This is a genomic window from Burkholderia sp. AU17457 (assembly GCF_002223255.1).
In the GTDB taxonomy this organism is placed as follows: Bacteria; Pseudomonadota; Gammaproteobacteria; order Burkholderiales; family Burkholderiaceae; genus Burkholderia; species Burkholderia sola.
The window spans coordinates 406,861-432,419 of record NZ_NKFB01000008.1 but is presented as its reverse complement, the minus strand read 5'-3'; the positions used below and the strand labels follow the sequence as shown (position 1 = coordinate 432,419).

Here is a 25,559-nt window from a genome sequence, read left to right as displayed (position 1 = left end):
CTACGACGCGGTTCTCGCGGGTTCGCGCCCCGTTTCGCCGCATGCGAGAGCCGCTTTTTTACAAGCCGGGGGCAAGTTAGGGGGCACGTATTTCGCTCGCGGGAAACGACGCCTGCCGACAGCTGCCCGACGGCCGCACGGCTAGCGTTTTGCGTCGATGCGGTCGACCGCCGAACGATCGAGAAAAGCGGTCGTCAACTCGGGCAGATGGCGGAGCAGCCACGCGGCCATGTCGCGTTCCTGCTGCAGGATCCGCTCGCAACACGCGCGGATTTCGTCTTCGCCCGCTGCTTGCGCGGCCGCGACGAGCGCCGTGTACGCGGCGATCTCGAGTTGCGCGAACGCGTAAGCGGCGAGCGCCGTCTTCACGACCTCGTCATCCGCGAGCATGCCGCTCGCGATCTGTCCGTACGCGGCGACGCGCGCGGCGAGATCCTTGGTCGCCGACGGCGACGTGCCGAGCCGCATCAGGCACGCTTCGACGAGCGCCTGCTGGCCGAGCGTCTCGTCGAGATGAAGCCGCAGCCGGTCCTGCAATTGCGGATAGTGGCCAACCCGCCTCATCTGCGCGTCGATCATCGTCTCGGCCTGGCGCTCCATCGCGTACGCATCGCGCAGCCAGTCCTCCAGGTGCTCATGCTGATTCGCCATCGCGTTCCTCCGGCCGCATCGCGGTGCGGCATGCCGTGACGCGGCGCGTCCCCGCGAGGCGTCCCGTCAGTACTGCATCGGCGGCGGCGTGCCCGGCAGCGGCTGGTCGCCCTGCGTGCCGTTCGGGCCCGGCGGCGGCACGTCGACCGGTTCGCCGACGGTCGTGCCCGGCGGCATCGTGTTGCCCGGCGACGGACGCGTGTCGTAACGCGTGTTCGCGTCCGGCATCGTCGTGGTCGACTGCGCGCCGCGGCCGTCGGGCGGCGCGGGCGGCGCCGCGCGCGTACCGTACGGGCCGCTGGCCGGTTGCGTGCATGCGCCCAGCGCGCACGCCGCGGCGAACGCACAGGCGCCCGCGCGTAACGTCTGGATCGTGTTCATCGAATCCTCCCTGGCATCGACGGCTCCGGGCTACGCCGTGGCGGCACCGCTCAGAGCCGGTTGAAGTGGAAATCGCCTGCGTACGCGGTCGGTGCGCGGCGCGCCATCATCGTGTCGAACTCGGCCGCGACGCGCGTGAGCGTGCCCCGTTGCCGATCGATGTCGGCCTGTTCGAGCGCGGCGAACGCGTCGGCGTCGAACGTCACGGTCAGCGACGCCGGATGGCCATCGACGCGAAAGCCGATATGCAATGCGCCGGCCGGGTGCTCCTCGACATGAAACGGCATCGCGCGCGCCTCGAAATGGCGGCCCAGCGTTTCGGCGATGTCCCGCAGCATGCCGGGTTTCACGCGGATGCTCATTGCAGGCCCTCCCTTCGTATCGGCGGCATCGCACCCGCCGGCCGCGCGCGCACCGGCGGCTCCGGCGACGGCGGATCGCGTTCCGGCGGCGCATGCCCGGGCGGATCGCCCTCCGGCTCCCGGTACGGTTCGGGCATGTCCGGCGGCACGTCGTCGGGATCGGGCGGCCCGGGGTCCGGCTCGATGTCGGGCAATGGCGGTTCGGGCCGTTGCAGCCACTGCGCGGGTTCGTGTGTCATCGGCATTCCTCGTTGCGGGTTCGGATCGGGATCGGCGCAACGCGCCGCGTAGCGACGATTCGCAAGCCGCATGCCGTCCGTTCATATCGTCCGCGCGGACGGATCGGGCTCGGATCTGCGGGGTTCGATACGCAGCCGCTCCGTCGCGCGCGAAACGCCATGCATTCGCTACACCGCTCGCTGCAAATCTTGCAAGCACGCCGCTACGCGTCGTACGCGGCCATCACGAGCCACAGCTCGCGGCCGTCGTCGCGCACGCGCGCCGCGAGCGCATACGGATCCGACGGCTCGCATGCGCACTGCAGCGCGAAGCGCGCGGGTTCGGTCGCGCCGAACGTCTCGTCGCCGAGCCGCCGCACGTCGGCCTTGCCTTCGAACATCCGGCGCTCGGGCCGGTAGATCAGCGGTTCATGCTTCCACATATCGAAATGGCTTTTCACCGAATCGAATCCGCCGCCGCATACATTGATTTCGTAGCGCACCCCTGGTCGTCGTTTCGGAATCATCGTCGTGCCTCCTGCTCGATGGGCGCGCGGCAGGCGCCCCTGCTGCGCTGTGTCGTCGTGGTCGTCTTCGTGGTCGTCTTCGTGGTCGTCGCGGTCGCAGTGGCAAGTCGCGTGCCGGGCGTGCGGAGCGGGCACGCGGGTTGCGACACCGGCGGCTCCTCGTCACCCATACGGAGCACCGCCATGAAGGATTCGACCCGGCACGGCCACGACGCACCGGCGCGCGAGCGGCAGCCCGACCCGCAACCCCCGCTGAAGGACCAGGACCACACGCGCACGCGCCATTCGGAGCGCCATATCGACAAGCAGCTGGAGGACACGTTTCCGGCGAGCGATCCGCCCGCGACCGGCGGCGTCACGCGCATCGAGCCCGACACGCCGCCCGGCACGCACGACGGCGGGCCGTGGGAGGACAAGCGCAAACGTGACGACAAGTGACGAGACGAACCGCGTGCACGGCATGCGGTTTGCTGGATCGCAGGGGCCGCATCGGCACATTGCTTCACCCACCCGCAAGGAGAATTTCATGCATCGCGTCAACGAAATCATGTCGCAGGACGTCGTGCGGATCGCACCGACCGACTCGATCCGTCACGCCGCCCAACTGATGGAGCGCTACGACATCGGCGCGCTGCCCGTGTGCGACAACAACCGGCTGATCGGGATGGTGACGGACCGCGACCTCGCGGTGCGCGCGATCTCGGCCGGCAAGCCGCCGGAGACGCGAGTCCACGAGGTTGCATCCGGTCCGATCGAATGGTGCTTCGACGACGATTCGCTGGACGAGATCCAGCACTACATGGCCGACGCGCAACTGCGCCGGCTGCCCGTCGTCGATCACGACAAGCGACTGGTAGGCATGCTGTCGCTTGCCGACATCGCGACGCGCACGGCCAGTCCCGAGCGCGACGACGTCGCGAACACGCTGGAAGGCGTGTCGCAACCGAAGCAGACGTGACGGGGCGATTCCCGCTCCGCCTCGACAACCCGCGCGACCCGCAGGGCCCGCCCCCGGGCACGGTCGCGCCCCACGCAGCCAGGAGGAAACCATGCAGACTTCCGATCAAGGTCAGACCCGCATCATCGGCAAGGGCGCCGCGACGGCGGCCGGCCCCGGCCCCGACGTGATGGCGGCCGATACGCTGGAAGGCGACAAGGTCTATACGACCGACGGCGACGATGTCGGCAAGATCAAGGACATCATGCTCGACGTGCGCTCGGGCCGCATCGCGTATGCGGTGCTGTCGAGCGGCGGCATCCTCGGCATCGGCGACAAGCTGCACGCCATTCCGTGGAGCGCGCTGACGCTCGACACCGAACGCAAGTGCTTCCTGCTGTCGGTCTCGTCCGAGCGGATCCGCAATGCGCCGGGGTTCGACAAGGACCACTGGCCGGCAATGGCCGATCCGCAATGGGCCGAGCCGCTGCACGAGTTCTACGGCAGCACGCCGTACTGGAGCGCCGGCGACGAACTCGGGCTGACCGATCCGACCGAGGACCTCGACGATCCCCGCACGCGCGGGCGTCACTGAGCGCACCCTGACGCGGCGCCGGTCCGCCGGCGCCTGCGTTCCACATCCGTTCGATACGCCCCGCGCCCGCGGGGCATTTTTTTGTCCTCGCGCCGCGGCGGATGCCGCGTCCGGCGCGCCGCCGGCCTTTTTACAAGGATCGTGTAACGTCCTCGTCGGGGCTCACCGCGCCGCCGCTCGCCGATTCGAGGTAGCCGAGCAGCCGGTGCGGCGTCAGCGGCTTCGCGCAGTGCGCGTCGAAGCCGGCTTCCTTCGCCCGTTCCCAATCGCGCCGCGACACGAGCCCGCTGCACGCGACCAGCAGCATGTCCGACGTTTGCGGATCGCCGCGCAGCCGCGCCGCGAGCTGCAGCCCGTCGAGGCCCGGCATCGCGATGTCGAGCACGACCGCGAACGGCTGCCAGTCGCGCGCGACGTCGCACACGGCGAACGGATCGTCGGCGACCCGGCACTCGAAGCCGCGCGCCTCCAGCAGCAGGCGCAGCGCGTCCGCCGCATCGCGATAGTCGTCGACGACCAGCACGCGACGCGGGCGGCGCGGCACGCTGTCGGGCGCGCGCCACAACAGCACGTCGTCGGCGGCCGGATCGTCGCCGGGTTCGGGTTGCATCGTGCTTCTCCTGTCGTTGGACGGGTTTGCCACGCAAGGCGCGCGCCCATTCCGACTGCATGCGGCATACCGGTTGCTGTCTCTTTCGCATCGTCGACACAGGAGTCTTTCATGCGCACGATGCGGCTTCGATCTTCCGGTTTGCTTCCCTCACCGCGTGCGACAGCACGCACGCCGGCATGTTCCGCGCGAGCGCGGCGCGCCGCCCGTTCGGCCTGCGCCGGAGCGGCCGCATGACGCGCAAAACGCCCGACCGCCAGGCACCGACGACGCCGACCGATGACGATGCGCCGGCCACGCTCGACGCGTGCCGCCGCTGCGCGCTGTGGGAGCACGCGACGCAGCCGGTGCCGGGCGCCGGGCCCGTCGACGCGCCGATCATGCTGGTCGGCGAGCAGCCGGGCGACCAGGAGGACCGCGCGGGCCAGCCGTTCGTCGGCGCGGCCGGCCGCATGCTCGACCGCGCGCTCGACGAGGCCGGGATCGAACGCTCGCACGTCTACCTGACGAATGCGGTCAAGCACTTCAAATGGGAACCGCGCGGCAAGCGGCGGCTGCACAAGACCCCCGCGCAGCGCGAAGTGGCCGCGTGCCATTACTGGCTCGAGCGCGAGCTCGAAGCCGTCCAGCCGCGCGTGGTGGTTGCGCTCGGCGCGACGGCGCTCCGCGCGGTGCTGCAGGACAACGACGCGACGCTGGAGCGCACGCGCGCCCCGGTGCGCACCGACGACGGCCGGCTCGTCGTCGCGACCTATCACCCGTCGTACGTGCTGCGCACCCGCGGCGCCGACTCCCGCGAACACGCATACCGCACGCTGGTCGACGCACTGCGCACCGCGTCGCGCCTCGCCCGCGAGCGGCGCCACGGCGGCGGGCGCCCGTCGCACGGGGACGCCGGATGAGCGGGCTGGACGAAGACGCGCGGCCGGCGGCCGACGCGCCGCCGCGCGCCGCGAAACCGTGGTATCGGCGGCTCGGCCCGGGTCTGCTCGCGGGCGCGTCCGACGCCGATCCGAGCAACGTCGCCGTCTACGCGCAGGCCGGCAGCCAGTTCGGCTTCAACATGCTGTGGATGATCGTCGTCACGCTGCCGATGATGGTCGCCGTGCAGCTCGCGGCGGCGTTCATCGGGCGACGCAATCGCGAAGGGCTGGTGGCCGGCATCCGCGAACACTTCTCCGATCGCATCGCGAAGACGCTGATCGCGATGGTCGTGATCGTCAACGTCGTGAACGTCGGCGCCGATCTCGCGGCGATGGGCGATGCGACGGCGCTCGTCGTCGGCGGCCGCAGCTACTGGTATGCGCCGGTATACGGCCTGGCGTCGCTCGGGCTGCAGGTACTGATGTCCTACGAGCGCTACGCGCGCTGGCTCAAATGGATGACGCTCGGCCTGCTCGCGTATGTGATCGAACTCGGCTTCGTGCACGTCAACTGGGGCAATCTGCTGCATGCGATCGCGCTGCCGCGGATTTCGTTCACGCACGACTATGCGACGACCGCGGTCGCGGTGCTCGGCACGACGCTCAGCCCCTACCTGTTCGTGTGGCAGGCCGCGCTCGAGGTCGAGGAGACCCAGGCGGAGCGCCGCAACGGCGACACGTCATGCGCGCCGGCCGCGCGCCGCGAGACCGAACAGCGCATTACGTTCGACACGTGGACCGGGATGATCGTGACCAACGCGGTGTCGTTCTGCATCATGGTGGTCGGCGCGGCCGTGTTCTTCGCGCGCGGACGGCACGACCTCGCCAGCACCGCGCAGGCCGCCGAGGCCCTGCGACCGATCGCCGGCGAAGCCGCGTTCCTGGTGTTCGCGTTCGGCATCGTCGGCTGCGGGCTGCTCGCGATTCCGGCGTTCGCGGGTAGCGCGGCCTACGGTTGCGCGGAAGCGTGGCGGTTCCGCGAAGGGCTGAACGAGCCGGTGCGGCGCGCGCCCGCGTTCTACACGGTGCTCGCGCTGTGCGTGATCGTCGGCATCGCGATCTGCTTCAGTCCGATCGACCCGATCCGCGCGCTGTACTGGAGCGCCGTGCTCAACGGCGTCGCGGCGGTGCCGATGCTCGTGTTCGTGATGCTGCTGTCGCGGAAGCGCGATGCGGCCGGCCAGCCGGGCAGCGGCCCGGTATCGAAACTGTTGGGCTGGCTGGCGGTGGCGCTGATGGCGGTGTCGGTGGCGACGATGATCGTCGACGTGCTGACGTGAGGCATTCAGGCGGGATCGGTAGACGGTTGCGTACGCAACCTGATGAACCGGCAAGGGGGCGGCGCCGCACGTGCCGCCGCCCGCCTGCCCGGCGTTACATCATCTTGCCGCGCGAGCGCTCGGCACGCGCCGCATCGGCGGCGGACTCCACCTTCTTCACTTCTTCCGGCGGCGGCAGCACCGCCTTGAAGCCCATCGACTCGATCCACATTTCACGCGCCCAGCCACGCGTGTGATACAGGTGATGATCCTCGTCGGCCTCGACCTCGTCGTGCGCGGCCTTCAGCGCCTTCGCCGCGTCGCTGTCGGGCAGTTGGTCGGCCGCGTAGCCGATCAGCTCCCAGTTCAGGTGATCCTTGGTTTCGGCCAGCACCACGCACTCGGCCGCGACGACCTGCGCGACGGCCGGGTCGGCCTGCTTCTTCGCCTGTTCGATCACCCGCACCAGCGACTCGCCGGTCGCCGCCACCGCGGCGCGCCCCGGCGATTGCGCATCGGGATCGAGGCCGAGCGTGTCGAATACCTTGCGCAGCACCTCCTGGTGATGCATCGTCTCGCGGTGGTACTTCTCCCATTCCTTGTGCAGGTCCTCGTCGGTCGCGCACTGGAGCGCGGCCTCGTAGATCTTCGCGCCGCCAAGCTCGGTTTCGTATGCCTGGCAGAGCAGTTCGAGGATACCTTCGTGCTTCGATTGCCGTTGGGCCATGACTGCTTCTCCGAAAAAGCGGGCCGCCCGTGCGGCCCAGGGGTGGAACCGGGCGCGCGTTATTGCGCGCCCACCTTGCGTGCGACCGTCTCCGCCATGCTCAGGTGATGCTTGAGCGTCGGCAGCGTGGATTTGGCGAATGCGCGCAGTTGCGCATCCTTGCCGTCGCGCGCTTCGTCTTCGAACAACGCAACCGCCTTCTTGTGCGCATCGGGGCCGGCCGCCGCCAGATACGCGGTGTCGAAGTCGCGCCCGCTCTTGCCGCGCAGTGCCTGCACGTCGGGATCCGACAGCTGTTCGACCTGCGGCTTCATGCCCTTGCGCGCCGCGATTTCACTGAGCTTCGCGTTCGCCTTGCCATGGTCCGCGACCATCCGCTTCGCGAACGCCCGCACGTCCGGCGACTGCGCCTGCTTCAGCGCGAGCTGGCTCGCCTGCACTTCCGCCTTGCCGGCCATCGCGGCCTTGTCGACGAACTCCGCGTCGGCGCCCTTCGGCGCTTTCGCGATGCCGGGGTCGCCTGCGCCGGCCGCGCCCGACGACGGGTTGATCACGCCGCCCGGCACGTGCGAATTCGACGCGGGAGGCTCGCTCGGCATCTGCGCGCGGGCGAGCCCCGACACGGCGAACACGCCGGCGGCGAGCGCCGCGATCGTCCAGTGGGGTTGTCTCATCTGCTTTCTCCTTGTGCTTGCATGGAAACGGCCATCAGCCGCCGACGATCGAGCCGCCGTTCGGATGCAATGTCTGCCCGGTCATGTAGCTCGCACCGTCCGACGCGAGCAGCACGTAGCAGTCGATCAGTTCGTCCGGCTGGCCCGGCCGCTTGAGCGGCACGTTCGAGCCGAATTTCGCGACCTGCTCGGGCGTGAACGTCGACGGAATCAGCGGCGTCCAGATCGGCCCCGGCGCGACCGCGTTCACGCGGATGTCGCGTTCGGCCAGTTCGATCGACAGCGAGCGCGTGAAGGCGACGATCGCGCCCTTGGTCGCCGAGTAGTCGGGCAGTTTCGGGTTGCCGTGATACGCGGTGACCGACGCCGTGTTGACGATGCGCCCGCCCTGCTTCATGTGCGCCAGCGCGGCCTGCGTGCAGAAGAACATCCCGTACACGTTCGTGCGGAACGTGCGTTCGAGCTGCTCCTCGGACACCTCCTCGATGCCCGGCTGCGGATGCTGCTCGCCCGCATTGTTGACGAGCACGTCGAGCCGGCCGAGCCGCTCGACCGTACGCGCCACCGCGTCGCGCGCCTGCCGGCGATCGCCGACGTCGCAGGCGATCGCTTCGCAGCGGCGGCCCGCCTGCTCGATCAACCGCTTCGTATGCGCGGCGTCGTCGGATTCCTTCAGGTAGACGATCGCGACGTCCGCGCCCTCCTTCGCGAAGCCGATCGCCACGGCGCGGCCGATCCCGCTGTCGCCGCCCGTCACCAGCGCGACCTTGCCCGCGAGCTTGCCGCTGCCGACGTAGTCGGCCGCTTCGTCGCGCGGCTTCGGATGCATGTCGCGTTCGGTGCCCGGCTGCTGCGCCTGTTTCTGCGGCGGTGGAGTCTGTGCGGTGGTCATGGGTTCCTCCTTGAACGGGTGCCGCCGATGCTGCGCAAGCGGCGTGCCGCGTGCGGCGCACGCCGGCGCGCACGCGGCGGCCGGATGGTGGCGGTCGGCGTTGCAAGCGTTTGGAAAAAGGGCGTATTCAGCGCGGGCTGCGGGACGCGGCTTCGTCGGGTCGGCGCACCGGATCGAAATCGCGCCATTCGCCGTCCTGCCAGTCGCCTTCGACGCGCTCGATCGACTTCGCGCCGGTCGCGCGCAGGACCTCTTCCGCGGCCGTCGCGGTGTCGGGCGTCACGCGCGCGGCGAGGATCACGCCCGTTTCGCTCTGCGCGAGCGTGCCCTTGCCTTCGGCCTGCTCGCCGCGCATCCGGCCGAGCGCGCCGCCGAACGCGCCGAGATACGCGCCGGCCAGCGCGGCGGCGGCCGGCACGAACCAGTAGCGCAGGCCGAGCGCATACACGATCAATCCGATCACGACGCCGATCAGCAGCCCGCGCATCGCGCCGACCATCGCGCCGCGCCCGCCCGGCTTCGCCGCCGTGTCGGCGTACACGTCGCCACCGATCGGGAAGCGCGCGTGCTGGCCGCCGGGGTTCAGGAAGAAGATCGACACGTCGTCGGGCCCGAACGCGCGCTCGTAGAGGTGACGCGCCCCACCTTCCGCTTCATCGAACGTCGTGAAACGGCCTGCGACGATCATCGCCATGGTCGTGCTCCTCGTGATGGGTGCGCCGCGCGCGCACGCACGCGGCGCGACGGGGCGACGCTTACATCAGCCGCCCGAGTTCCTTCGATACCGATGCCGGCGTGTCGTATTCGCGCTCGGGAATCCTGCGCAGCATGTCGAGCACCTCGCGGTCCGCATGCGAGCGTTCCGCGCACTGCACGACGTCCGACTTGCTCGCCGGATAGTCCATCCCCTTCAGCGCCTTCTGCACGTCGACGGGGCTCGGCGGCTTGCCGTGGCCGGACTGATGGCCGCCCTTGTCGTGGTCCTGCTGCGTGCGCTCGCCTTCGTGCGCGCGCGAGTGGCTGTATTCGTGGCCCGTATGTTGTCGGGATGTCATGAAAGCCTCCTTGGAAAATGAACGAAATCACGCGGACGACCGTCGCGCCCGCGCGAACGCGGCAAACACCAGCGCCGCCGCGCCGAGCGCGACCGCGCCGGCGACCTTCGGGCGCTGCACCACCGAGTTGTACGCACAGCTGCGCAGTACCGGCCCTTCCATGCCTTCGCGCTCGTGCAGCGCGTGGCGCGAGTCGTACAGCGCGTTGTCGTCGCGCGGCCGTGCGGGTCGCACCGTGCGCTGGCCGCGCGAGAACAGCGTGGCCGCGACGCGATCGAACAGCCGCGGCGCGTGATACGCGCTGGCCGACGTGAACTTCGCGGCGCCGCCGACGAACAGCGTGCGGCGCGGATGCGCGGCCGCGAACAGAATCGCGTCGGCCACCAGATCGGGGTCGTAGATCGGCGGCGGCAGCTTCGGCTCGACGTTCATGTAGTTCTTCGCGTGCATCACGAACATCGTGTCGATCGCGGCCGGCTTGATCAGCGTGACGGACACCGGCAGGTGATCGGCTTCCATCTCGAGCCGTAGCGAATCGGTGAAACCCTTCACCGCGTGCTTCGACGCGACGTACGCGCTTTGCAGGGGCACCGGCGCGTCGGACGCCTCGCTGCCCATGTTGATGATCGCGCCGCCGTGGAAATCGCTCTTGCGCCGAAAATGATCGGACGCGACGAGCGAGCCGTGCACGACGCCCCAGTAGTTGGTGTCGAACAGCCGGCGCTGATCCTCGAGCGGCACCGTGGCCGCCGTGCCGAAGATCGACACGCCCGCGTTGTTCACCCAGGTATCGAAGCCGCCGTACGTGTCGGCCGCGGCCGCGGCCGCGCGCTGCAGATCCTCGATGTTGCCGACGTCGCCGGCGACCGGCACCGCGAGGCCGCCGTGCTGGCGGATTTCCTCGCACAGCGTGTTCAGCGCGTCCTCGTTGCGCGCGAACAGCACGAGCTTCGCGCCGCGCCGTGCCGCCTTGCGCGCGGTGACGAGACCGATGCCGCTCGTCGCGCCGGTGATCACGATCGTCTGTTCGCCGACCGGTTTGAGCATGCAGTTCATCGCTGGACTCCTGTTACGGTCGCGTCGCGGTTATTTGGGCCGGATGGTCAACTGGTCGCGCACGTCCTGCACGCCGTCGACCTGCTTCACGACGCTGACGGCCTGGGTGCGCTGCTGCTCGTCGGGCACGCTGCCGGTGAGCGTCACGGTGCCGTGCCGCGTCTTCACGTGGATGTCGCCGGCCGACAGGCCGCTCGTGCCGACCAGCTCGGCCTTCGCCTTGGTGGTGATCGTCGCGTCGCGGATCTTCGTGCCGGTGCTCGAATGCGACGACGTGGACGACGATGCGGCGCCGTCGTCGCCGGCGGCGACCGCGTTCGGCGCGACGACCATGCACGCGGTGGCTGCGGCGATCGCGACCGCCATGCCGGTGCGCAGCGCGCGTTGACGGCGGATGCGCGGGGGGTGGGCTTGCAGCTGGAATACCTTCATCGTGACCTCCTTTTCATCGGGCCGGGCGAACCGGCGGGTGAGCAGAAGTCGCGCAAATCGCGTGCCGCGGCGCGTGCGCCGCATGCACGCGCGCCATCGCGATCAGACGCCCTTTCATCCAACGCGTTGTAATTTTTTCGGCACAGGGGGAAGCGGTTTTCCCCGCAATGCGGCGGGCATGCCGATTGCCGAGCGACCGGTGACGGCGGCCCGTGTGCGCGGCCCCGATATCGGGAGCAATACCATGCAGAGAATCGCGTTGATCAGTGAACATGCATCGCCGCTGGGCGTGATCGGCGGCGTCGATGCCGGCGGTCAGAACATCTATGTCGCGAACGTCGCAAAGCAGCTCGCGGAGCGCGGCCTCGACGTCGACGTCTACACGCGCTGCGACAATCCCCATTTGCCGGAAGTGGTGCCGATCGGGGCGCGCATGCGGGTGATCCACGTGCCGGCCGGGCCGCCGACCGACGTGCCCAAGGAGCGGCTGCTGCCGTACATGGGCGCGTTCGCGCAATACATGATCGCGCGCATGCGGCGCGAGCCCGACCCGGTCGACGTGATGCACGCGAACTTCTTCATGTCCGGCGAAGCCGCGTTGCGCGTGAAAAAGGCGCTCGGCATTCCGCTCGTCACGACGTTCCATGCGCTCGGGCGCGTGCGGCGGCTGCACCAGGGCACGGCCGACGGCTTCCCCGACGCGCGCTTCGCGATCGAGGACACGCTCGCGCGCCGCTCGGACCGCCTGATCGCCGAATGCCCGCAGGATGCGCTCGACCTGACGACGCACTATCGCGCCGATACCGCGCGGATCGAGATCGTGCCCTGCGGCTTCGATGCACGGGAATTCCGGCCGGTGCCGCGCGTCGATGCGCGCGCGCGGCTGGGCTGGCCGCTGGACGCATTCGTCATACTGCAGCTGGGCCGCCTCGTGCCGCGCAAGGGCATCGACACCGTGATCGATGCGCTCGCGCGCATGCCGCGCGACCCGCAACGGCCGACGCACCTGTACGTCGTCGGCGGCAGCCAGCCGACGCCCGACCCCGCGCGCGATCCGGAACTCGCGCGGCTCGCCGCCTTCGCGCACGAACTCGGCATCGCGAATCGCGTGACCTTCGTCGGCCGGCGCGATCGCGACGCGCTGCACCTGTACTACAGCGCGGCCGACGTGTTCGTGACGACGCCGTGGTACGAGCCATTCGGCATCACGCCGGTCGAGGCGATGGCGTGCGCGGCGCCGGTGATCGGCAGCGACGTCGGCGGCATCCGCACGACAGTCGACGACGGCACCACCGGCTATCTCGTGCCGCCGCGCGACCCCGCCGCGCTGGCCGCGCGCCTCGTGCAACTGCGGGCGCAACCGGAGCTGTGCGCGGCGCTCGGCCGCGCCGGCTACCTGCGCGCGCATCGCTTCTACACGTGGCAAGGCGTCGCCGACCGGCTCGTCGACATCTACCGCGACGTCGCCCACCCGCAGCGCGCCGGTACGTCGGCCGGCACCGGCCGGCGCACGCCGGTCGCCACCACGCGAGGCGTGCTCGCACACCGCAAGGAGAATACGTAATGAAGGGCTACGATCGAAAACGCGTGCTCGTCACCGGCGGCGCCGGCTTTCTGGGCTCGCATCTGTGCGAACGCCTGGTGACGGACGGACACGACGTGCTGTGCGTCGACAATTTCTACACGGGCGCGAAGGACAACATCGCGCACCTGCTCGATGCGCCGAACTTCGAGCTGATGCGGCACGACGTGACGTTTCCGCTCTACGTCGAAGTCGACGAGATCTACAACCTCGCGTGTCCGGCGTCGCCCGTCCACTACCAGCGCGACCCCGTGCAAACGACGAAGACCAGCGTGCACGGCGCGATCAACCTGCTCGGCCTCGCGAAACGCGTGAAGGCGCGGATTCTGCAAGCGTCGACGAGCGAGGTGTACGGCGACCCCGACGTCCACCCGCAGGACGAGCACTATTGCGGCCGCGTCAATCCGACCGGCATCCGCGCGTGCTACGACGAAGGCAAGCGCTGCGCGGAAACGCTGTTCGCGGACTATCACCGCCAGTACGGCGTCGACGTGCGGATCGCGCGGATCTTCAATACCTATGGCCCGCGCATGCACCCGGCCGACGGGCGCGTGGTGTCGAACTTCGTCACGCAGGCGCTCGCGGAACAGCCGCTGACCGTGTACGGCGACGGCAAGCAGACGCGCTCGTTCTGCTACGTGGATGACATGATCGACGCATTGATCCGGCTGATGGACGAACCGGGCGACGCGAGCGAGCCGGTCAATCTCGGCAGCGACGTCGAGATCGCGATGATCGACGTCGCACGCGAAGTCGTGCGGATCGTCGGTGCCAACGTACCGATCGAGTTCCGGCCGCTGCCGTCCGACGATCCGCGCCAGCGGCGGCCGAATCTGGCCGCCGCGCAGAAGCGGCTCGGCTGGCGCGCGACGACGACGTTCGCGAACGGGCTCGCGCACACCGCGCGCTACTTCATTCAACGCCAGGTCACGCACCACGCGCCCGGCGACCTCGTGCGCAGCACGCGCATCGCGTCGCATCTGCTCGCGCAGGTCCACACGCAGAACCGGCCGGCGCCGACCACTTGATGCGATCCGACGCGACCTGACGCCGCCGCTACGCGCCGCGCGTCAGTCGTCCCGCTTCGTCACGTGCGCGATCTTGTACGCGAGTTCGCGCACGTCGACGGGCTTGCACAGGTAGCCGTCGAAACCGGCCTCCAGCGCACGGCGTTCGTCGGCGAGCCCCGCGTGCGCGGTGACGGCCAGCACGCGCACGTCGAGCGGGCGGCCGTCGCCGTTCATCGTGCCGCGCCGCAATGCGTCCAGCAGCCAGAAGCCGTCGCCGTCCGGCATCGCGAGATCGGACAGGACGACCGTCGGGCGCATGTCGGCCGCCATCGCGAGCGCCTCGCGGCCCGACGATGCGATCGCGACGGTTGCGCCGAACGTGGTCAGCGCGGCCGTGAGGCTCGCCCGCGTGGTCGCATCGTCGTCGACGATCAGGATGCGGTGCGTGTCGAGCACGAGCGCGTCGCGGCGGCCGCTCCCCTGCACGATGCCCCACGCCATCGCGCCGCCCGGCTGCCATCCGACCGGCAGCGTCACCGTAAACGTCGTGCCGCGATCGCGGCCCGCGCTCGTGACGCTCACGCGGCCGCCGTGCAGTTCCGCGATGTGCCGCACGATCGACAGGCCGAGACCGAGCCCGCGCCGCGGCGACGCGGGCGAATCGTCCGCGCGGCGGAACATGTCGAACACGTACGGCGCGAATTCCGTCGCGATGCCCTGCCCGGTATCGACGACGGTCAACACCGCATGCTTGTCGTCGCGTGCGAGCCCGACCGTCACGCTGCCGCCGGTCGGCGTGAATTTCAATGCATTCGAGATGAGATTGGACAGCATCTGGCGCAATCGCTCGGCGTCGCCGGACACGATGCATGCGGACGCGTCGCAGTCGAATTCGAGCAGGATGCCGGCCGACGACGCGGCGGTCTGGAACGTGCCGACCTGGTCGGAGAACAGCCGCACGACGTCGACTGGCGTCGCATCGAGTCGCAGCTTGCCGGTCGCGAGCGACGACGCGTCGAGGATGTCGCCGACCATCCGCGTGAGCGAGCGCGCGCTGCGGTCGATCGCGTCGATCGCCTGATGCTGCAGCGCCTGGTCGCCCGTATTGCGCAGCACCTCGATCCATCCGTAGATCACGTTCAGCGGCGTGCGCAGTTCGTGCGACACCGTGGCCAGCAACTCGTCCTTCAGCCGGTTCGACGTGTCGGCCTGGTCGCGCTCGTCGCGCGCACCCTGCAACGAACGCTGCGCCCGCAGGTCGCGGCGGCGCTGCGCGCCGGTTTCGTGCAGCGTCAGCGACAGCGCGACGCACGCACGCGCGTCGCCCTGCACCGGGCACGCCGAAACCATCGCACGAAAGCGCCGGCCGTCGCGCCGCACGCACAGCAGTTCGAGTGGCCCGACCGGCTCGTGCATCGCGTCGAACGATTCGGCGAGCGGGTTGAGCCGCAGCCAGCGCCGCGCGATCAGCGTATCGAACCGCCGGCCGCGCGCGTCGGCCTCGTCGTAGCCGAAGATCCGCCGCGCAGCCGGATTCCAGCTCGCGATGCGGCCGTCGGCGTCGATCCCGACGATCGCGTCCGGCGAGGCCTCGACGACCGCATGCTGCAGCCGCGACGCGTCGACGCGTGCACGGTCCGCGCCGGCATCGCGCAGCAGCAGCACCGCGCCGTCGACGTTGCCGTCCGCATCGCCGATGGGCGACGCGACCGCGACGATCGGCACCGGATCGCCGCTGCCGGCCTTCAGCCAGTGCCGGTCGGACGTCGCCTCGGCGCCGCCGAGCGCGTGATCGAGCGGCGTGGTCGGCACGCGGCGGCCTTCGTGATCGACGATCCGCAGCACGTCGCGCGCCGGCCGCCCCAGCGCCTCGTCCGGCCGGCAGCCGACCAGTTCGGCCCCGGCTGCGTTGAGATACGTGAGCCGTCCTTGCGTATCGGTCGCGATCACGCCATGCGGCAGCGCGCCCAGCACGGCCTCGAGCTGTCGGCGCGCGGCCGCCTCGCGCCGGCGGGCGCGATCGTTCGTGAGCCGCGTGTGATGCAGCATCGATGCAACCGCGCAAACCAGCGCACCGATCAGCATGAACGTGCCGAGCTGCACGAGCCGGTCGGGCAGCGGCGCCGGATAGGCGGCCGGGTCGGACAGGAACAGCGTCCAGACGAGCAGCCCGCTGACCACCGTCGACACGATGCCGAACACGAACGACGTCGCCCACGCGGCGCCGGCGAGCAGCGGGTAATACAGCACGAACGGCAGATTCACGCCGCCGAACCGGATCGCGAGCGTCTGCAGCACGGTCGCGATCGCGACCAGCATCACGGCCGTTGCGTAATTTCCGGCCTGCGGCCGTGCAATTTCGATCATTGAACACGCTCCTGCGGGGACAGTCGACGGCGGCCGGCCGGGGCGCCGCCGGCGGGCACGGCACATGCTGGCCGATCGGCACCGGCGGCCCGGCCGCTCACGATGGAGATCTTCACGTCATGCCCGACCCGACACGCTGGCTCGTCGTCTCGCCGCATCTCGACGATGCCGTCTTCAGTTGCGGGCAACTGCTCGCGCAGGCGCCCGGCTCGATCGTCGTCACCGTGTTCGCGGGGATTCCGCCGCGCGGCATGCCCGCGCCGCCGTGGGATCGCCGCGCGGGGTTTCGCCACGCCGACGAAGCGATGCGCGCGCGCCGCGACGAAGACCGCCGCGCGCTCGCGCTGCTCGACGCCCGCCCCGTGTGGCTCGACTTCCTCGACGATCAGTACGGCATACCGACTACGTCGGCCGCGATCGCGGCGCGCGTAGCCGACGTGATCGACGCGCACCCGGGCTTCGGCGTGCTCGCGCCGGCCGGCCTGTTCCACCGCGATCATCTGCAGGTGCAGGAAGCCATGCTGTCGCTGCTGCGTGACGACGATGCGTCGCACGTCTGGCGCTTCTACGAGGACATCCCCTATCGCCGCATCGACGGGCTGATGGCCGGGCGCGTGTCGGGCTGGCGCGAACGCGGCTGGCTCGCGCATCCGGTCACCGCGCCGGCCGGCAGCGGGTCGGACGGCGTCGCCGCAAAAGCCGCCGCCGTCGATGCGTATGCAAGCCAGGTGACGCTGCTCGAGCCTCATATGCGCGCCGCTCTCCGCGAACCCGAAACGATCTGGCGACTCGAATGCGACGTCACGTCCGTGTAACGCCCGCGCGCACCGCGCAGCCGCCGGCCGAGCCGCGCGTAACGGCCGTCGTGCTGACCTGCCGGCGCGCCGCCGAACTCGCGCGCACGCTCGAACACCTGTGCGCGCTGCCCGACCGGCCGGCGATCGTCGTCGTCGACAACGGCGCCGACGCCGAGACGGCCGCGCTGATCCTCGCGCGCTTTCCGCATGTCGCGCTTGTGCACGCGCCGGGCAACCTCGGCGCGGCCGGCCGCAATCTCGGTGTCGACGTCGCCCGCACGCGCTACGTCGCGTTCTGCGACGACGACACGTGGTGGGCGCCCGGTTCGATCGCCGAAGCCGCGAACCTGCTCGACGCGTATCCGCACGTCGCGGCCGTCACCGCGCGCGTGCTGGTCGGCCCCGACGAGCGCGAGGACCCGACCTGCCGGCTGATGGCCGACAGCCCGCTCGACGCGCCGGTCGCGCTGCCCGGCCGCCCGATCCTCGGGCTGCTGGCCGGCGCGACCGCGTTCCGGCGCGACGCGTTCGTGCATGCGGGCGGCTACCATCCGCGCTACTTTCTCGGCGGCGAGGAAGCGCTGCTCGCGCTCGATCTGACTCGCGCGGGGCACTGGCTCGTGTATGCGCCGCGCCTCACCGTCCATCACTACCCGTCGACGCAGCGCGATCGGCCGGCGCGCGAGCGCACCGCCGCTCGCAACGCCGTGTGGACCGCGTGGCTCAGATGGCCGGCCGCCGCCGCGTGGCTGCATACGGTGCGCATGCTGCCGCTGCTGCGCCGCGAACGCGCGCTCGTGCGCACGTTCGCCGGGCTGCCGTGGATCCTGCGCGAACGACGCGCGATCCCGCCGCACGTCGAACGCATGCGCCGCCGCCTCGAGCGCGAGCCGCGCCGCGAGGCCGGAACCGAAACATGAACGCGGTCGTAGCGGCATCAGGAATCGGGCTTCTCCGCTTCGTCTTCGAGTTGCGCGAGGCGGTTGTAGATCGTCTTCAGGCTGACGTCGAGCACCTCGGCCGCCTGGGCCTTCACGCCGCCGCATTGGGCGATCGTGCCGAGAATCAGCTTGCGGTCGACTTCCTCGAGCGGCGTGCCGAACGGCACCGTCACGCGATCTTCATGCGAGTCGACCATGCTGGACAGTTCGTCCATGATCGGCGGCGGCAGCGTGTCGATCACGTCGGCATCGGTGAAGATGCTCGCGCGCTGCACGAAGTTGCGCAGCTCGCGCACGTTGCCGGGCCATTCGTAAGTTTTCAGCGCTTCGCGCGCGGCCGGCGAGAAGCGCAGATTGCGGCCGCTCTCCTCGTTGTAGCGCTGCAGGAACGCATCGGCGAGCATCGGGATGTCGTCGCCGCGTTCGCGCAGCGACGGCAGCGGGATCGGGAACACGTTGATCCGGTGGAACAGGTCCGGCCGCAGCTTGCCGTCGGCCATCGCGGCTTCGGGGTCGCGGTTCGTCGCGGCGACGATGCGCACGTCGACGTCGATCTCGCGCGTCGAGCCGAGCCGCGTGACACGCCCCGTTTCCAGCACGCGCAGCAGCTTGACCTGCGATTCGAGCGGCATCTCGGTGATTTCGTCGAGAAACAGCGTGCCGCCGTCCGCGCGTTCGAAGAAGCCCTTGTGCTGACGTTCCGCGCCGGTGAAGCTGCCGCGGTCGTGGCCGAACATTTCGCTCTCGACGAGGTTCGCGGCGATCGCGCCGCAGTTCACCGCGAGGAACGGGCCGCGGCGGCGCAGGCTCAGATCGTGCACGGTTTGCGCGGCAAGCTCCTTGCCGGTGCCCGATTCGCCGGTGAGCAGCACCGACGCTTCGGTGCGCGCGACGCGGCCGATCGCGTCGTAGACGGCCTGCATCGCGGGCGAGCTGCCGAGCATGCGGCCGAAGCGGCCGAGGCGCTGCAGTTCCGAGCGCAACTCCGCGATTTCCTCGTGCAGGGCTGTCGTACGCGGCACGCGCGCGAAGATGCTGTTCAGCCGCTGCATGTTGAGCGGCTTCACCAGGTAATCGGACGCGCCGCGCCGCAATGCATCGATCGCGGTTTCGAGGCTCGCGTGGCCGGTGGTCAACACCATTTCGCAATGCCCGCGCTTGGGCAACGCGTCGAACAGATCCATCCCGTTGCCATCGGGCAGCACGAGGTCGCACAGCACGAGATCGGGGGTGTGCGTCGAGACGAGCGTGCGCGCTTCTTCAAGCGTCGCGGCCGTATCGCACGTGAGTTGCTGCGTGCGTGCGAGCGTGGCCAGCATCGTTCGCGTATCGGCGTCGTCTTCGACGATCAGGACGTAAGGCATCGAGGCTCCTGGTAATGCGGGCCGGCGCGAGTGTCGGCCGGCACCGCGACACGTGCGGCGCCATGCGCGTCACAGAGCTCGCGACGGCATTTTCAACGCTGCACACGAGCGGGCAGACAAGCTGTCCTGCAATGAAAACGAGTGCTTAGCAGTATAGAAGAACGGTGTCGCGCATTCGTCGCTCATCGAATAAATCTATCTGTCGCCGTAAACCGCATTGCCAGATTCAATGTCGATGAATCGGTATAAAAGGTATTCTGAGTACGTGAAAGACGACGTATGCCACGTCGTTTTTTACCTGGTCACGACATATTCGGTCAAAACTTCCCAACCCGGTTACTACTCCATGTCGAAATCCGACGATGACGGCACGCGACTGTTCGGCCGTTCGCGAACAATTCAGGATCTGCTGCTGAAAGTGTCGCGCGTCGCCGCCACCCGCGTGAGTGTGCTGGTGGTCGGCGAAAGCGGGGCGGGCAAGGATATCGTCGCCCGCCTCATTCACGACATGAGCCCGCGCCGGCGCGGGCCGTTCGTGCCCGTCAATTGCGGTGCGATTCCGAAAGACATCGCGGAGTCGCACTTGTTCGGTCACGAAAAAGGCAGCTTCACGGGCGCCGTTGCACAACATGTGGGCATGTTCGAAGCCGCGCGCGGCGGCACGCTGTTTCTCGACGAGATCGCCGAAATGCCGCTCGAATTGCAGGTCAAGCTGCTGCGCACGCTCGAAACCAACACGATCGTGCGCGTGGGCGGCCACGACGCGATTCCGCTCGACGTGCGAATCGTCGCGGCCACGCATCACGATCCCGTCGAGGCCTTGCGCAACGGCACGCTGCGCGAAGACCTGTTCTACCGGATCGCGCCGATCGCGCTGCACGTGCCCGCGCTCCGGCAGCGCGAGGACGACGTCGGCGACATCGCGCTGCAAATCGTCGAACGGCTGAACGCGCGGCACCGCACGAGGAAGCGCCTGTCGACGCAGGCGATGAAGGCGCTGCGCGCGTACACGTGGCCCGGCAACGTGCGCGAGCTGCGCAATGCGCTGGAGCGCGCGTTCATCCTCGCCGACGAGCAGATCGAACTGCAATTGCCGCGCCGCCCGCCGCCGCGCGAGGAAGTGCGCCACAACGCGATGACGCTGCATATCGGCACGACGCTCGCGCATACGCAGCAGCGCTTCATCGTCGCGTCGCTGCGGCACTTCAACGGCGACAAGCCGCGCACCGCGAAAGCGCTCGGCATCAGCCTGAAAACGCTGTACAACCGCCTCGCGCTGCTACCCGAAAGCGAGCGCAATGCGGCCAGCGGCAACGCGCCGGCGGCGACGGCGACGGCGACGAATGCGTCGAACGGCAACAGCGCGCCGAGTTCGCCGCCCGCGCCGCCCCCATGAGCGCGGCGGGCCACGCCGCCGCCGTCAAGCCGTCACGCCGTCACGTCCCGCAGCGCGGCGTCCCAGTCGCGCGCGAAGCGCTCGATGCCGAATCGCTCGCACGCGTCGCGTTTGGCCGCCGCGCCCCACTCGCGCGCCAGTTCCTGATCGCGAATCAGCATCCGCATCGCGTCGATCAGCACGGCCGGCCGCGTATCGGCCACGCCGTTGCTGCCTGTCTTCACGAGTTGCGCCATCTCGGTCGTCGCGAGCGCGACGATCGGCAGCCCGATCATCATCGCCTCGATCACCGCGAGCCCGAGGCTCGTGTAGCGAATCGGATTGAAGAAGAACCGGTAGTGCGACAGGAACTGCGGCAGCGCCGGGTTCGGCACTTCGCCGATCCCGCCGAGTTCGGTCGAGCCCATCCCGACCAGGTCGATCGGCACGCTGTGCCGCACGACCTCGAACAAGTCCGCGCCAAGGCGCCGGCCGCGGCGCGCGAGGTTGTTCACGACGGCCACGCCCTTCGGCAGCGTGCCGTGATACTCGACGTCCTTCGGCACCAGCACGCCGTGCTCGATCACGCGCGTCGGCGTCACGCCGTTGTCCCACATCAGCGCGTTGAACGGCGTCACGTGCACCAGCAACACGTTCGGGTCCTGCACCGGATGCAGCGTATCGGTCGGATGCTCGCGCGGCGGATCGTGCTCGACGAACAGCGTCGGCAGCGTGCGCTGCGCTTCGCTCAGCAGCCGCAGGCGGTCGTGCTGGTAATGCTTCACGTGCTGATACAGCACGCAGTCGAATGCGGTGTCGCGCACGCACTCGGCCGGCACCTCGTGCACGTTGTCGCCCCACGGCAGGTGCCCGACGCGGCCCGCATAGCCGGGCGGATGCTGCGGCTTCGTCACGATGTAGAAATCGTGCGGCGCCTGCGACAGGTAATACAGATAATTGCCATGCACGTGCCAGGTCAGCACGCGCAACCGCTTACGTGACATGACGTCTCTCCTCCGCGAGCAGTTCGCCCGCCCGGTCCATCACGTCGCCGACGCCGATCGCGGTCGCGCACTCGTGCCCGTACGGGCAGGTATCGAACATGCACGGCCGGCACGCCGGGTAGTTCGCGAGCACACGATGACGTTCGGCGTCGAGCGGCGCCCAGCGGGCCGTATCGCTGCCGCACGCGACGACGATACTCGGCGTGCCGAGCGCCGCCGCGACATGCGATACGCCCGTGTCGTTGCATAACAGCAGCCGCGCGCGGGCAATCAGCGCGGCCAGCGCGCCGAGCGGCGTGCGGCCGCACAGGTTCACGCACGGCCGCCCGAGGTGCTCGGCGAACGCGCTCGCCAGCCCCAGTTCCGCGCGCGTGCCGGTCAGCACGATCTGCCAGCCGTCGTCCGCGAGCTGCCGCGCGGCGAGCGCGAAGCGTTCGACCGGCCAGCGCCGCGACGCCATCCGCGCGCCGGGATGGACGATCACGTAGCGGCCGGGATCGAGCGCGTGTTCGTCGCGGAGCACGTGCCACAGCGCGTAGTCGAGGCCGCCGAGCGGGAATTCGAGGTAGTCGCCCCAGTCCGCGTAGCCGAGCTTGCGCGTGAGCGCCAGATAGCGCGCCACCTCCGGTTCGTCGTCGCGCCAGACGAGCGCGCAGTCGAGCGCGGTCGTGCCGCCGTCGGCCGGCACGAAGCCGGCCGTGCGCGTCGCGCCGAGCGACGCGACGATCGCGTTCGTGTGCACGCCGCTGCCGTGCAGCTGGATCGCGAGATCGAAGTCGCGCGCGCGGCATTCGGCGATGAACGCTTCGCGCGTGGCCGCGTCGGGTTCGGGCTGCTCGCCGAGGCCCGGCGCGCCGGGGAATGCGATGAAGCTGTCGATGTAATCGGAAAAGCGCGATGCGAACTCGCGCGCCCACGGCAGGCCGATCAGCGTGATGCGCGCGTCCGGTTCGCCGCGCCGCAGCGCACGCAGCGCGGGCACCGCGCACAGCATGTCGCCGAGCTGCAGCGCACGGAACACCGCGATCCGCTTCGGGCCGCGCAGGTCGTCGGAATCGACGCTGGGATCGAGCTTCATAGGAACATCACCCGGAAGTGAAGCGCGCCACGCATGCGCCAATACAGCGACACGGGCGGAATCGCGATGGACGTGACGATCATCTCGGCCACATGCGACGCCGTGAGCTGCGTGCCGCGCAGCCGTTTCGCGCAGAACCCCGCGGTAATCGCGGCCCACACCGCCGCGCACACGATGGCCGGCGCCGGCCAGCCGGCGGCGAAACAGCCGATCGCGCCGAGCGCGGCAAGCACGGCCGCGTAGTAATGCCACGGCGGCGTCGGCCGGATATGACGCCGGTAGGTCGCGCGGTGCTTCTTGTACAGCAGCGCATCGAAATACACCTTCGACTGCGCGCCGATGCTCGATCCCCAGCGCGCGGGACGCACCGGATGCACGATGCGCGCGGCGTCGGCCTCGACGATCGGCCCCGCATGCTCGCGCAGCGCGAACATCAGGTCGGCGTCCTCGCGCCACGCGCGCGTGAAGCGCTCGTCGAAGCCGCCGATGCGTTCGAGCGCCGCGCGCCGCACGAAGCAGTTCGCGGTCGCGAATTCCGCATGCGCGAGCCCCGCCGCATCGCGTTCGTAGTCGGTCGGGCGCGGCCGCAACGGTACGTCGATCCGGCCGGCGGCGGCCGCCGCCGACGGCGCGGCCTGCAGCGCGGCCGCCCCGTTGCGCAGCCAGTCCGGATCGGGAATCGTGTCGTCGTCGGTGAACGCGATCAGCGCGCCGCCCGCGCTGCGCCAGCCGACGTTGCGCGCGCCGGCCGGCCCCTGCGTGTCCGGCGCGGTCATGTAGCGGATCACCGGCACGTCGGTCACGCGCGCGCGGCACGCATCGACGACGGCGCGCGCACTGCCGGCCGGGTCGTCGTCCACGACGACGATCTCGTAGGTGGTCGGGTCGAACACCTGCACGCACAGCGCGTCGAGGCAGCGTGCGAGCAGGTCGGGCCGCCGGTAGGTCGGCACGACGACCGACACCATCGGCGGCAGCTGCGTGTCGCGCATGTTCATCTCGGCTTCTCCAGCAGGAACGGGCCGATCACGAGCGCGTCGAGCGGCGACGTCCAGAAGCATTCGATCGCGTCGCGCGGCGAACACACGATCGGTTCGCCGCGCGTGTTGAACGACGTGTTGACGAGCACCGGCACGCCGGTGAGCGCATCGAACTCGGTCAACAGCGCATGCAGCAGCGGATGCTGCGTCGCGTCGACGGTCTGCACGCGCGCGGTGCCGTCGATGTGGCGCACGGCCGGAATCCTGTCGGCGCGCTCGGGCACGACGTCGTACACGAACAGCATGAACGGCGCGCGCAGCGGCGTGCGCCGGCCGCCGCTGAACCAGTGATGCGCGCGGTCCTCGAGCACGACCGGCGCGACCGGCCGGAAGTCCTCGCGATCCTTGATCCGGTTCAGCTTGCGCTGCATGTCCGGATCGATCGGCGACGCGAGGATCGACCGCGCGCCGAGCGCGCGCGGGCCGAACTCCATGCGCCCCTGGAACCAGCCGATCACGCGGTTCGCGGCAAGCAGCGCGGCCGTCTGCGCGGCGACGTCGGCGAGCCGCCGGTACGGCAGCTGCGCTTCCTTCAGGAACGCCTCGATCGCGTCGTCGTCGTAGGCCGGCCCAAGATACGCATGATCCATCCGCCAGCCGCCGCGCGCGCCGCGCATCCGGAAATCGGTCCATAGCGCGGCGCCGAGCGCGGTGCCCGCGTCGCCGGCGGCCGGCTGCACCCACACGTCGTCGAACGGGCCGCGATCGCGGATCTTCGCGTTCATCACGCAATTCAGCGCGACGCCGCCCGCCATCGCGAGCTGCCGCTCGCCGGTCTCGGCGGCGAGCCAGTCGACCGCCTGCAGCGTCGTCTCCTCGAGCACCAGTTGCAGTGCATGCGCGATGTCGCAGTGATGCGGCTCGATCGGGCCGCCGCGTTCGCGCGGCGGGCCGAAGCGCGCGGCCAGATCTTCGTCGACCACGTCGTAGCGCCCTTCGCCGCGATACCGCACGAGCTTGCGCATCTCGTCGGCGAACACCGGCTTGCCGTACGACGCGAGCGCCATCACCTTGTATTCGTCGGACGAGTGCAGGAAGCCGAGATAGCGCGTCACGCGCTCGTACAGCAGCCCGAGCGAATGCGGCAGATTGACCTGCCCGAGCCGCCGGTACGATCGGCCGTCGAATACGCCGTAGCTCGTCGTCGCACGTTCGCCGCGCCCGTCCATCGTCATCACCGCGCAGCGTTCGAACGGCGCCGCGAGAAACGCGCTCGCCTCGTGCGCGAGATGGTGCTCGATGAAATGCCAGCGGAACGGCCCGTCGTGCGTGACGCCGCGAAAGCGCCGCTGCAGATGATGCGGCACGCCGCCGGCGAGCTGACGCGGCGCGTTGACGATCGACGACAGAAACAGCGGATGCCACGGCGACGCGCCGTCCTCGCGCGGCGCATGCGCGGACGGCGACAGCGGCAAGGTCAGCGCCGGCGCCGTGCCTTCGCGGTCGAGTTCGAACCACGGGTCGTACGAATACGCGACGTGGTCCACGTCCGCGAGCGTGATGCCGGCTTCCGCGAGGCAGTAGTCGATCGCGTGGAAAGGCAGCTCCCAGGTCGAGAACGGCACCGGGCGCTTCGCGTGCTTCACGTGCGTGAAGCGTTCGTCCTCGGCCGCCGCGATCACGACGCCGTCGCGCACGATGCACGCGGCGCTGTCGTGGAAGGCGGCGTTGATGCCGAGCGTATGGATCGGATCAGGCATGC

29 protein-coding genes are annotated in these 25,559 nt (G+C 69.8%); 10 read left to right on the top strand and 19 right to left on the bottom strand.

Going from position 1 to position 25,559, the window contains the following annotated elements:
- Positions 1–141: 141 nt before the first annotated feature.
- From CFB49_RS31915 to CFB49_RS31895, 5 genes are all read right to left on the bottom strand, one after another.
- Complete coding sequence (locus CFB49_RS31915) at positions 142–651, bottom strand: ferritin-like domain-containing protein (RefSeq protein WP_069619089.1); 510 nt, start codon at positions 649–651, stop codon at positions 142–144.
- A gap of 66 nt (positions 652–717) precedes the next feature.
- Positions 718–1,032: a hypothetical protein gene (locus CFB49_RS31910; protein WP_069619090.1), complete on the bottom strand. Its 315-nt coding sequence runs from the start codon at positions 1,030–1,032 to the stop codon at positions 718–720.
- Positions 1,033–1,082: 50 nt separating this feature from the next.
- A complete protein-coding gene (locus tag CFB49_RS31905; RefSeq protein ID WP_069619091.1) occupies positions 1,083–1,394 on the bottom strand; it encodes a hypothetical protein in 312 nt (103 codons plus the stop codon).
- Positions 1,391–1,633 (bottom strand): hypothetical protein, encoded by a 243-nt coding sequence (locus tag CFB49_RS31900; RefSeq protein ID WP_069619206.1) that lies wholly within the window; start codon positions 1,631–1,633, stop codon positions 1,391–1,393. The genes CFB49_RS31905 and CFB49_RS31900 overlap by 4 nt, the downstream gene beginning before the upstream one ends.
- Positions 1,634–1,836: 203 nt before the next feature.
- Positions 1,837–2,139 (bottom strand): hypothetical protein, encoded by a 303-nt coding sequence (locus CFB49_RS31895; RefSeq protein ID WP_089493361.1) that lies wholly within the window; start codon positions 2,137–2,139, stop codon positions 1,837–1,839.
- Positions 2,140–2,322: 183 nt separating this feature from the next.
- Between CFB49_RS31895 and CFB49_RS31890 the strand changes: the two genes are divergently transcribed.
- The 3 genes from CFB49_RS31890 (at position 2,323) to CFB49_RS31880 (ending at position 3,671) form a co-directional block, all read left to right on the top strand.
- The gene (locus tag CFB49_RS31890; RefSeq protein ID WP_069619093.1) at positions 2,323–2,577 is read left to right on the top strand and encodes a hypothetical protein; all 255 of its coding nucleotides are present in this window, start codon (positions 2,323–2,325) and stop codon (positions 2,575–2,577) included.
- 88 nt (positions 2,578–2,665) lie between these two features.
- Entirely contained in the window at positions 2,666–3,097 is a 432-nt protein-coding gene (locus tag CFB49_RS31885) for a CBS domain-containing protein (protein ID WP_027786011.1), read from the top strand.
- A 91-nt stretch (positions 3,098–3,188) separates the two neighbouring features.
- On the top strand, positions 3,189–3,671 hold the full coding sequence (locus CFB49_RS31880; protein WP_050013988.1) for a PRC-barrel domain-containing protein: 483 nt from the start codon (positions 3,189–3,191) through the stop codon (positions 3,669–3,671).
- 130 nt (positions 3,672–3,801) lie between these two features.
- On the opposite strand, the gene CFB49_RS31875 is transcribed toward CFB49_RS31880, so the two are convergent.
- The gene (locus CFB49_RS31875) at positions 3,802–4,281 is read right to left on the bottom strand and encodes a response regulator (protein WP_089437720.1); all 480 of its coding nucleotides are present in this window, start codon (positions 4,279–4,281) and stop codon (positions 3,802–3,804) included.
- A 233-nt stretch (positions 4,282–4,514) separates the two neighbouring features.
- Between CFB49_RS31875 and CFB49_RS31870 the strand changes: the two genes are divergently transcribed.
- Both CFB49_RS31870 and CFB49_RS31865 read left to right on the top strand, forming a co-directional pair.
- Positions 4,515–5,183 carry a UdgX family uracil-DNA binding protein gene (locus CFB49_RS31870; protein ID WP_089493725.1) on the top strand — a complete coding sequence of 223 codons (669 nt, stop codon included), beginning with the start codon at positions 4,515–4,517 and terminating at the stop codon, positions 5,181–5,183.
- Positions 5,180–6,484, top strand: a complete 1,305-nt coding sequence (locus CFB49_RS31865) for an NRAMP family divalent metal transporter (protein WP_089493360.1) — start codon at positions 5,180–5,182, stop codon at positions 6,482–6,484. Before CFB49_RS31870 ends, CFB49_RS31865 begins: the two co-directional genes overlap by 4 nt.
- A 94-nt stretch (positions 6,485–6,578) precedes the next feature.
- Here the strand turns inward: CFB49_RS31865 and CFB49_RS31860 are convergent, their stop codons facing one another.
- The 7 genes from CFB49_RS31860 to CFB49_RS31830 form a co-directional block, all read right to left on the bottom strand.
- Positions 6,579–7,190: a hypothetical protein gene (locus CFB49_RS31860; RefSeq protein WP_069619096.1), complete on the bottom strand. Its 612-nt coding sequence runs from the start codon at positions 7,188–7,190 to the stop codon at positions 6,579–6,581.
- 59 nt (positions 7,191–7,249) lie between these two features.
- Positions 7,250–7,864 carry a DUF4142 domain-containing protein gene (locus CFB49_RS31855; RefSeq protein WP_089493359.1) on the bottom strand — a complete coding sequence of 205 codons (615 nt, stop codon included), beginning with the start codon at positions 7,862–7,864 and terminating at the stop codon, positions 7,250–7,252.
- Between the two features lie 34 nt (positions 7,865–7,898).
- A complete protein-coding gene (locus tag CFB49_RS31850; RefSeq protein ID WP_089493358.1) occupies positions 7,899–8,756 on the bottom strand; it encodes an SDR family oxidoreductase in 858 nt (285 codons plus the stop codon).
- A gap of 127 nt (positions 8,757–8,883) precedes the next feature.
- A complete protein-coding gene (locus CFB49_RS31845) occupies positions 8,884–9,450 on the bottom strand; it encodes a hypothetical protein (RefSeq protein WP_069619099.1) in 567 nt (188 codons plus the stop codon).
- A gap of 61 nt (positions 9,451–9,511) precedes the next feature.
- Entirely contained in the window at positions 9,512–9,811 is a 300-nt protein-coding gene (locus CFB49_RS31840) for a DUF2795 domain-containing protein (RefSeq protein WP_069619100.1), read from the bottom strand.
- A 27-nt stretch (positions 9,812–9,838) separates the two neighbouring features.
- The gene (locus tag CFB49_RS31835) at positions 9,839–10,867 is read right to left on the bottom strand and encodes an SDR family oxidoreductase (RefSeq protein WP_069619101.1); all 1,029 of its coding nucleotides are present in this window, start codon (positions 10,865–10,867) and stop codon (positions 9,839–9,841) included.
- Positions 10,868–10,897: 30 nt separating this feature from the next.
- Complete coding sequence (locus CFB49_RS31830) at positions 10,898–11,299, bottom strand: BON domain-containing protein (RefSeq protein WP_069619209.1); 402 nt, start codon at positions 11,297–11,299, stop codon at positions 10,898–10,900.
- 244 nt (positions 11,300–11,543) lie between these two features.
- Between CFB49_RS31830 and CFB49_RS31825 the strand changes: the two genes are divergently transcribed.
- Together CFB49_RS31825 and CFB49_RS31820 are read left to right on the top strand one after the other, a co-directional pair.
- On the top strand, positions 11,544–12,863 hold the full coding sequence (locus CFB49_RS31825) for a glycosyltransferase family 4 protein (RefSeq protein WP_089493724.1): 1,320 nt from the start codon (positions 11,544–11,546) through the stop codon (positions 12,861–12,863).
- A complete protein-coding gene (locus CFB49_RS31820; RefSeq protein WP_089493357.1) occupies positions 12,863–13,909 on the top strand; it encodes a UDP-glucuronic acid decarboxylase family protein in 1,047 nt (348 codons plus the stop codon). Before CFB49_RS31825 ends, CFB49_RS31820 begins: the two co-directional genes overlap by 1 nt.
- 42 nt (positions 13,910–13,951) lie before the next feature.
- On the opposite strand, the gene CFB49_RS31815 is transcribed toward CFB49_RS31820, so the two are convergent.
- Positions 13,952–16,258 carry a hybrid sensor histidine kinase/response regulator gene (locus CFB49_RS31815; protein WP_089493356.1) on the bottom strand — a complete coding sequence of 769 codons (2,307 nt, stop codon included), beginning with the start codon at positions 16,256–16,258 and terminating at the stop codon, positions 13,952–13,954.
- Positions 16,259–16,377: 119 nt separating this feature from the next.
- Between CFB49_RS31815 and CFB49_RS31810 the strand changes: the two genes are divergently transcribed.
- Together CFB49_RS31810 and CFB49_RS31805 are read left to right on the top strand one after the other, a co-directional pair.
- The gene (locus tag CFB49_RS31810; RefSeq protein ID WP_089493723.1) at positions 16,378–17,073 is read left to right on the top strand and encodes a PIG-L deacetylase family protein; all 696 of its coding nucleotides are present in this window, start codon (positions 16,378–16,380) and stop codon (positions 17,071–17,073) included.
- Positions 17,052–17,975, top strand: a complete 924-nt coding sequence (locus tag CFB49_RS31805) for a glycosyltransferase family 2 protein (protein ID WP_089493355.1) — start codon at positions 17,052–17,054, stop codon at positions 17,973–17,975. Before CFB49_RS31810 ends, CFB49_RS31805 begins: the two co-directional genes overlap by 22 nt.
- 17 nt (positions 17,976–17,992) lie before the next feature.
- Here the strand turns inward: CFB49_RS31805 and CFB49_RS31800 are convergent, their stop codons facing one another.
- A complete protein-coding gene (locus CFB49_RS31800; RefSeq protein ID WP_069619106.1) occupies positions 17,993–19,360 on the bottom strand; it encodes a sigma-54-dependent transcriptional regulator in 1,368 nt (455 codons plus the stop codon).
- 346 nt (positions 19,361–19,706) lie between these two features.
- Here CFB49_RS31800 and CFB49_RS31795 point away from each other — a divergent pair, with 346 nt between their 5' ends.
- Positions 19,707–20,756: a sigma-54 interaction domain-containing protein gene (locus CFB49_RS31795; RefSeq protein ID WP_089493354.1), complete on the top strand. Its 1,050-nt coding sequence runs from the start codon at positions 19,707–19,709 to the stop codon at positions 20,754–20,756.
- A 32-nt stretch (positions 20,757–20,788) separates the two neighbouring features.
- Here the strand turns inward: CFB49_RS31795 and CFB49_RS31790 are convergent, their stop codons facing one another.
- The 4 genes from CFB49_RS31790 to CFB49_RS31775 are packed head-to-tail and all read right to left on the bottom strand — an operon-like array spanning position 20,789 to position 25,557.
- Positions 20,789–21,739 carry a glycosyltransferase gene (locus CFB49_RS31790; protein WP_089437711.1) on the bottom strand — a complete coding sequence of 317 codons (951 nt, stop codon included), beginning with the start codon at positions 21,737–21,739 and terminating at the stop codon, positions 20,789–20,791.
- Positions 21,729–22,817 (bottom strand): glycosyltransferase family 9 protein, encoded by a 1,089-nt coding sequence (locus CFB49_RS31785; protein WP_089493353.1) that lies wholly within the window; start codon positions 22,815–22,817, stop codon positions 21,729–21,731. The genes CFB49_RS31790 and CFB49_RS31785 overlap by 11 nt, the downstream gene beginning before the upstream one ends.
- Positions 22,814–23,815 carry a glycosyltransferase family 2 protein gene (locus CFB49_RS31780; RefSeq protein WP_089493352.1) on the bottom strand — a complete coding sequence of 334 codons (1,002 nt, stop codon included), beginning with the start codon at positions 23,813–23,815 and terminating at the stop codon, positions 22,814–22,816. Before CFB49_RS31780 ends, CFB49_RS31785 begins: the two co-directional genes overlap by 4 nt.
- On the bottom strand, positions 23,812–25,557 hold the full coding sequence (locus CFB49_RS31775) for a carbamoyltransferase family protein (RefSeq protein ID WP_089437709.1): 1,746 nt from the start codon (positions 25,555–25,557) through the stop codon (positions 23,812–23,814). Before CFB49_RS31775 ends, CFB49_RS31780 begins: the two co-directional genes overlap by 4 nt.
- Positions 25,558–25,559: the final 2 nt, after the last annotated feature.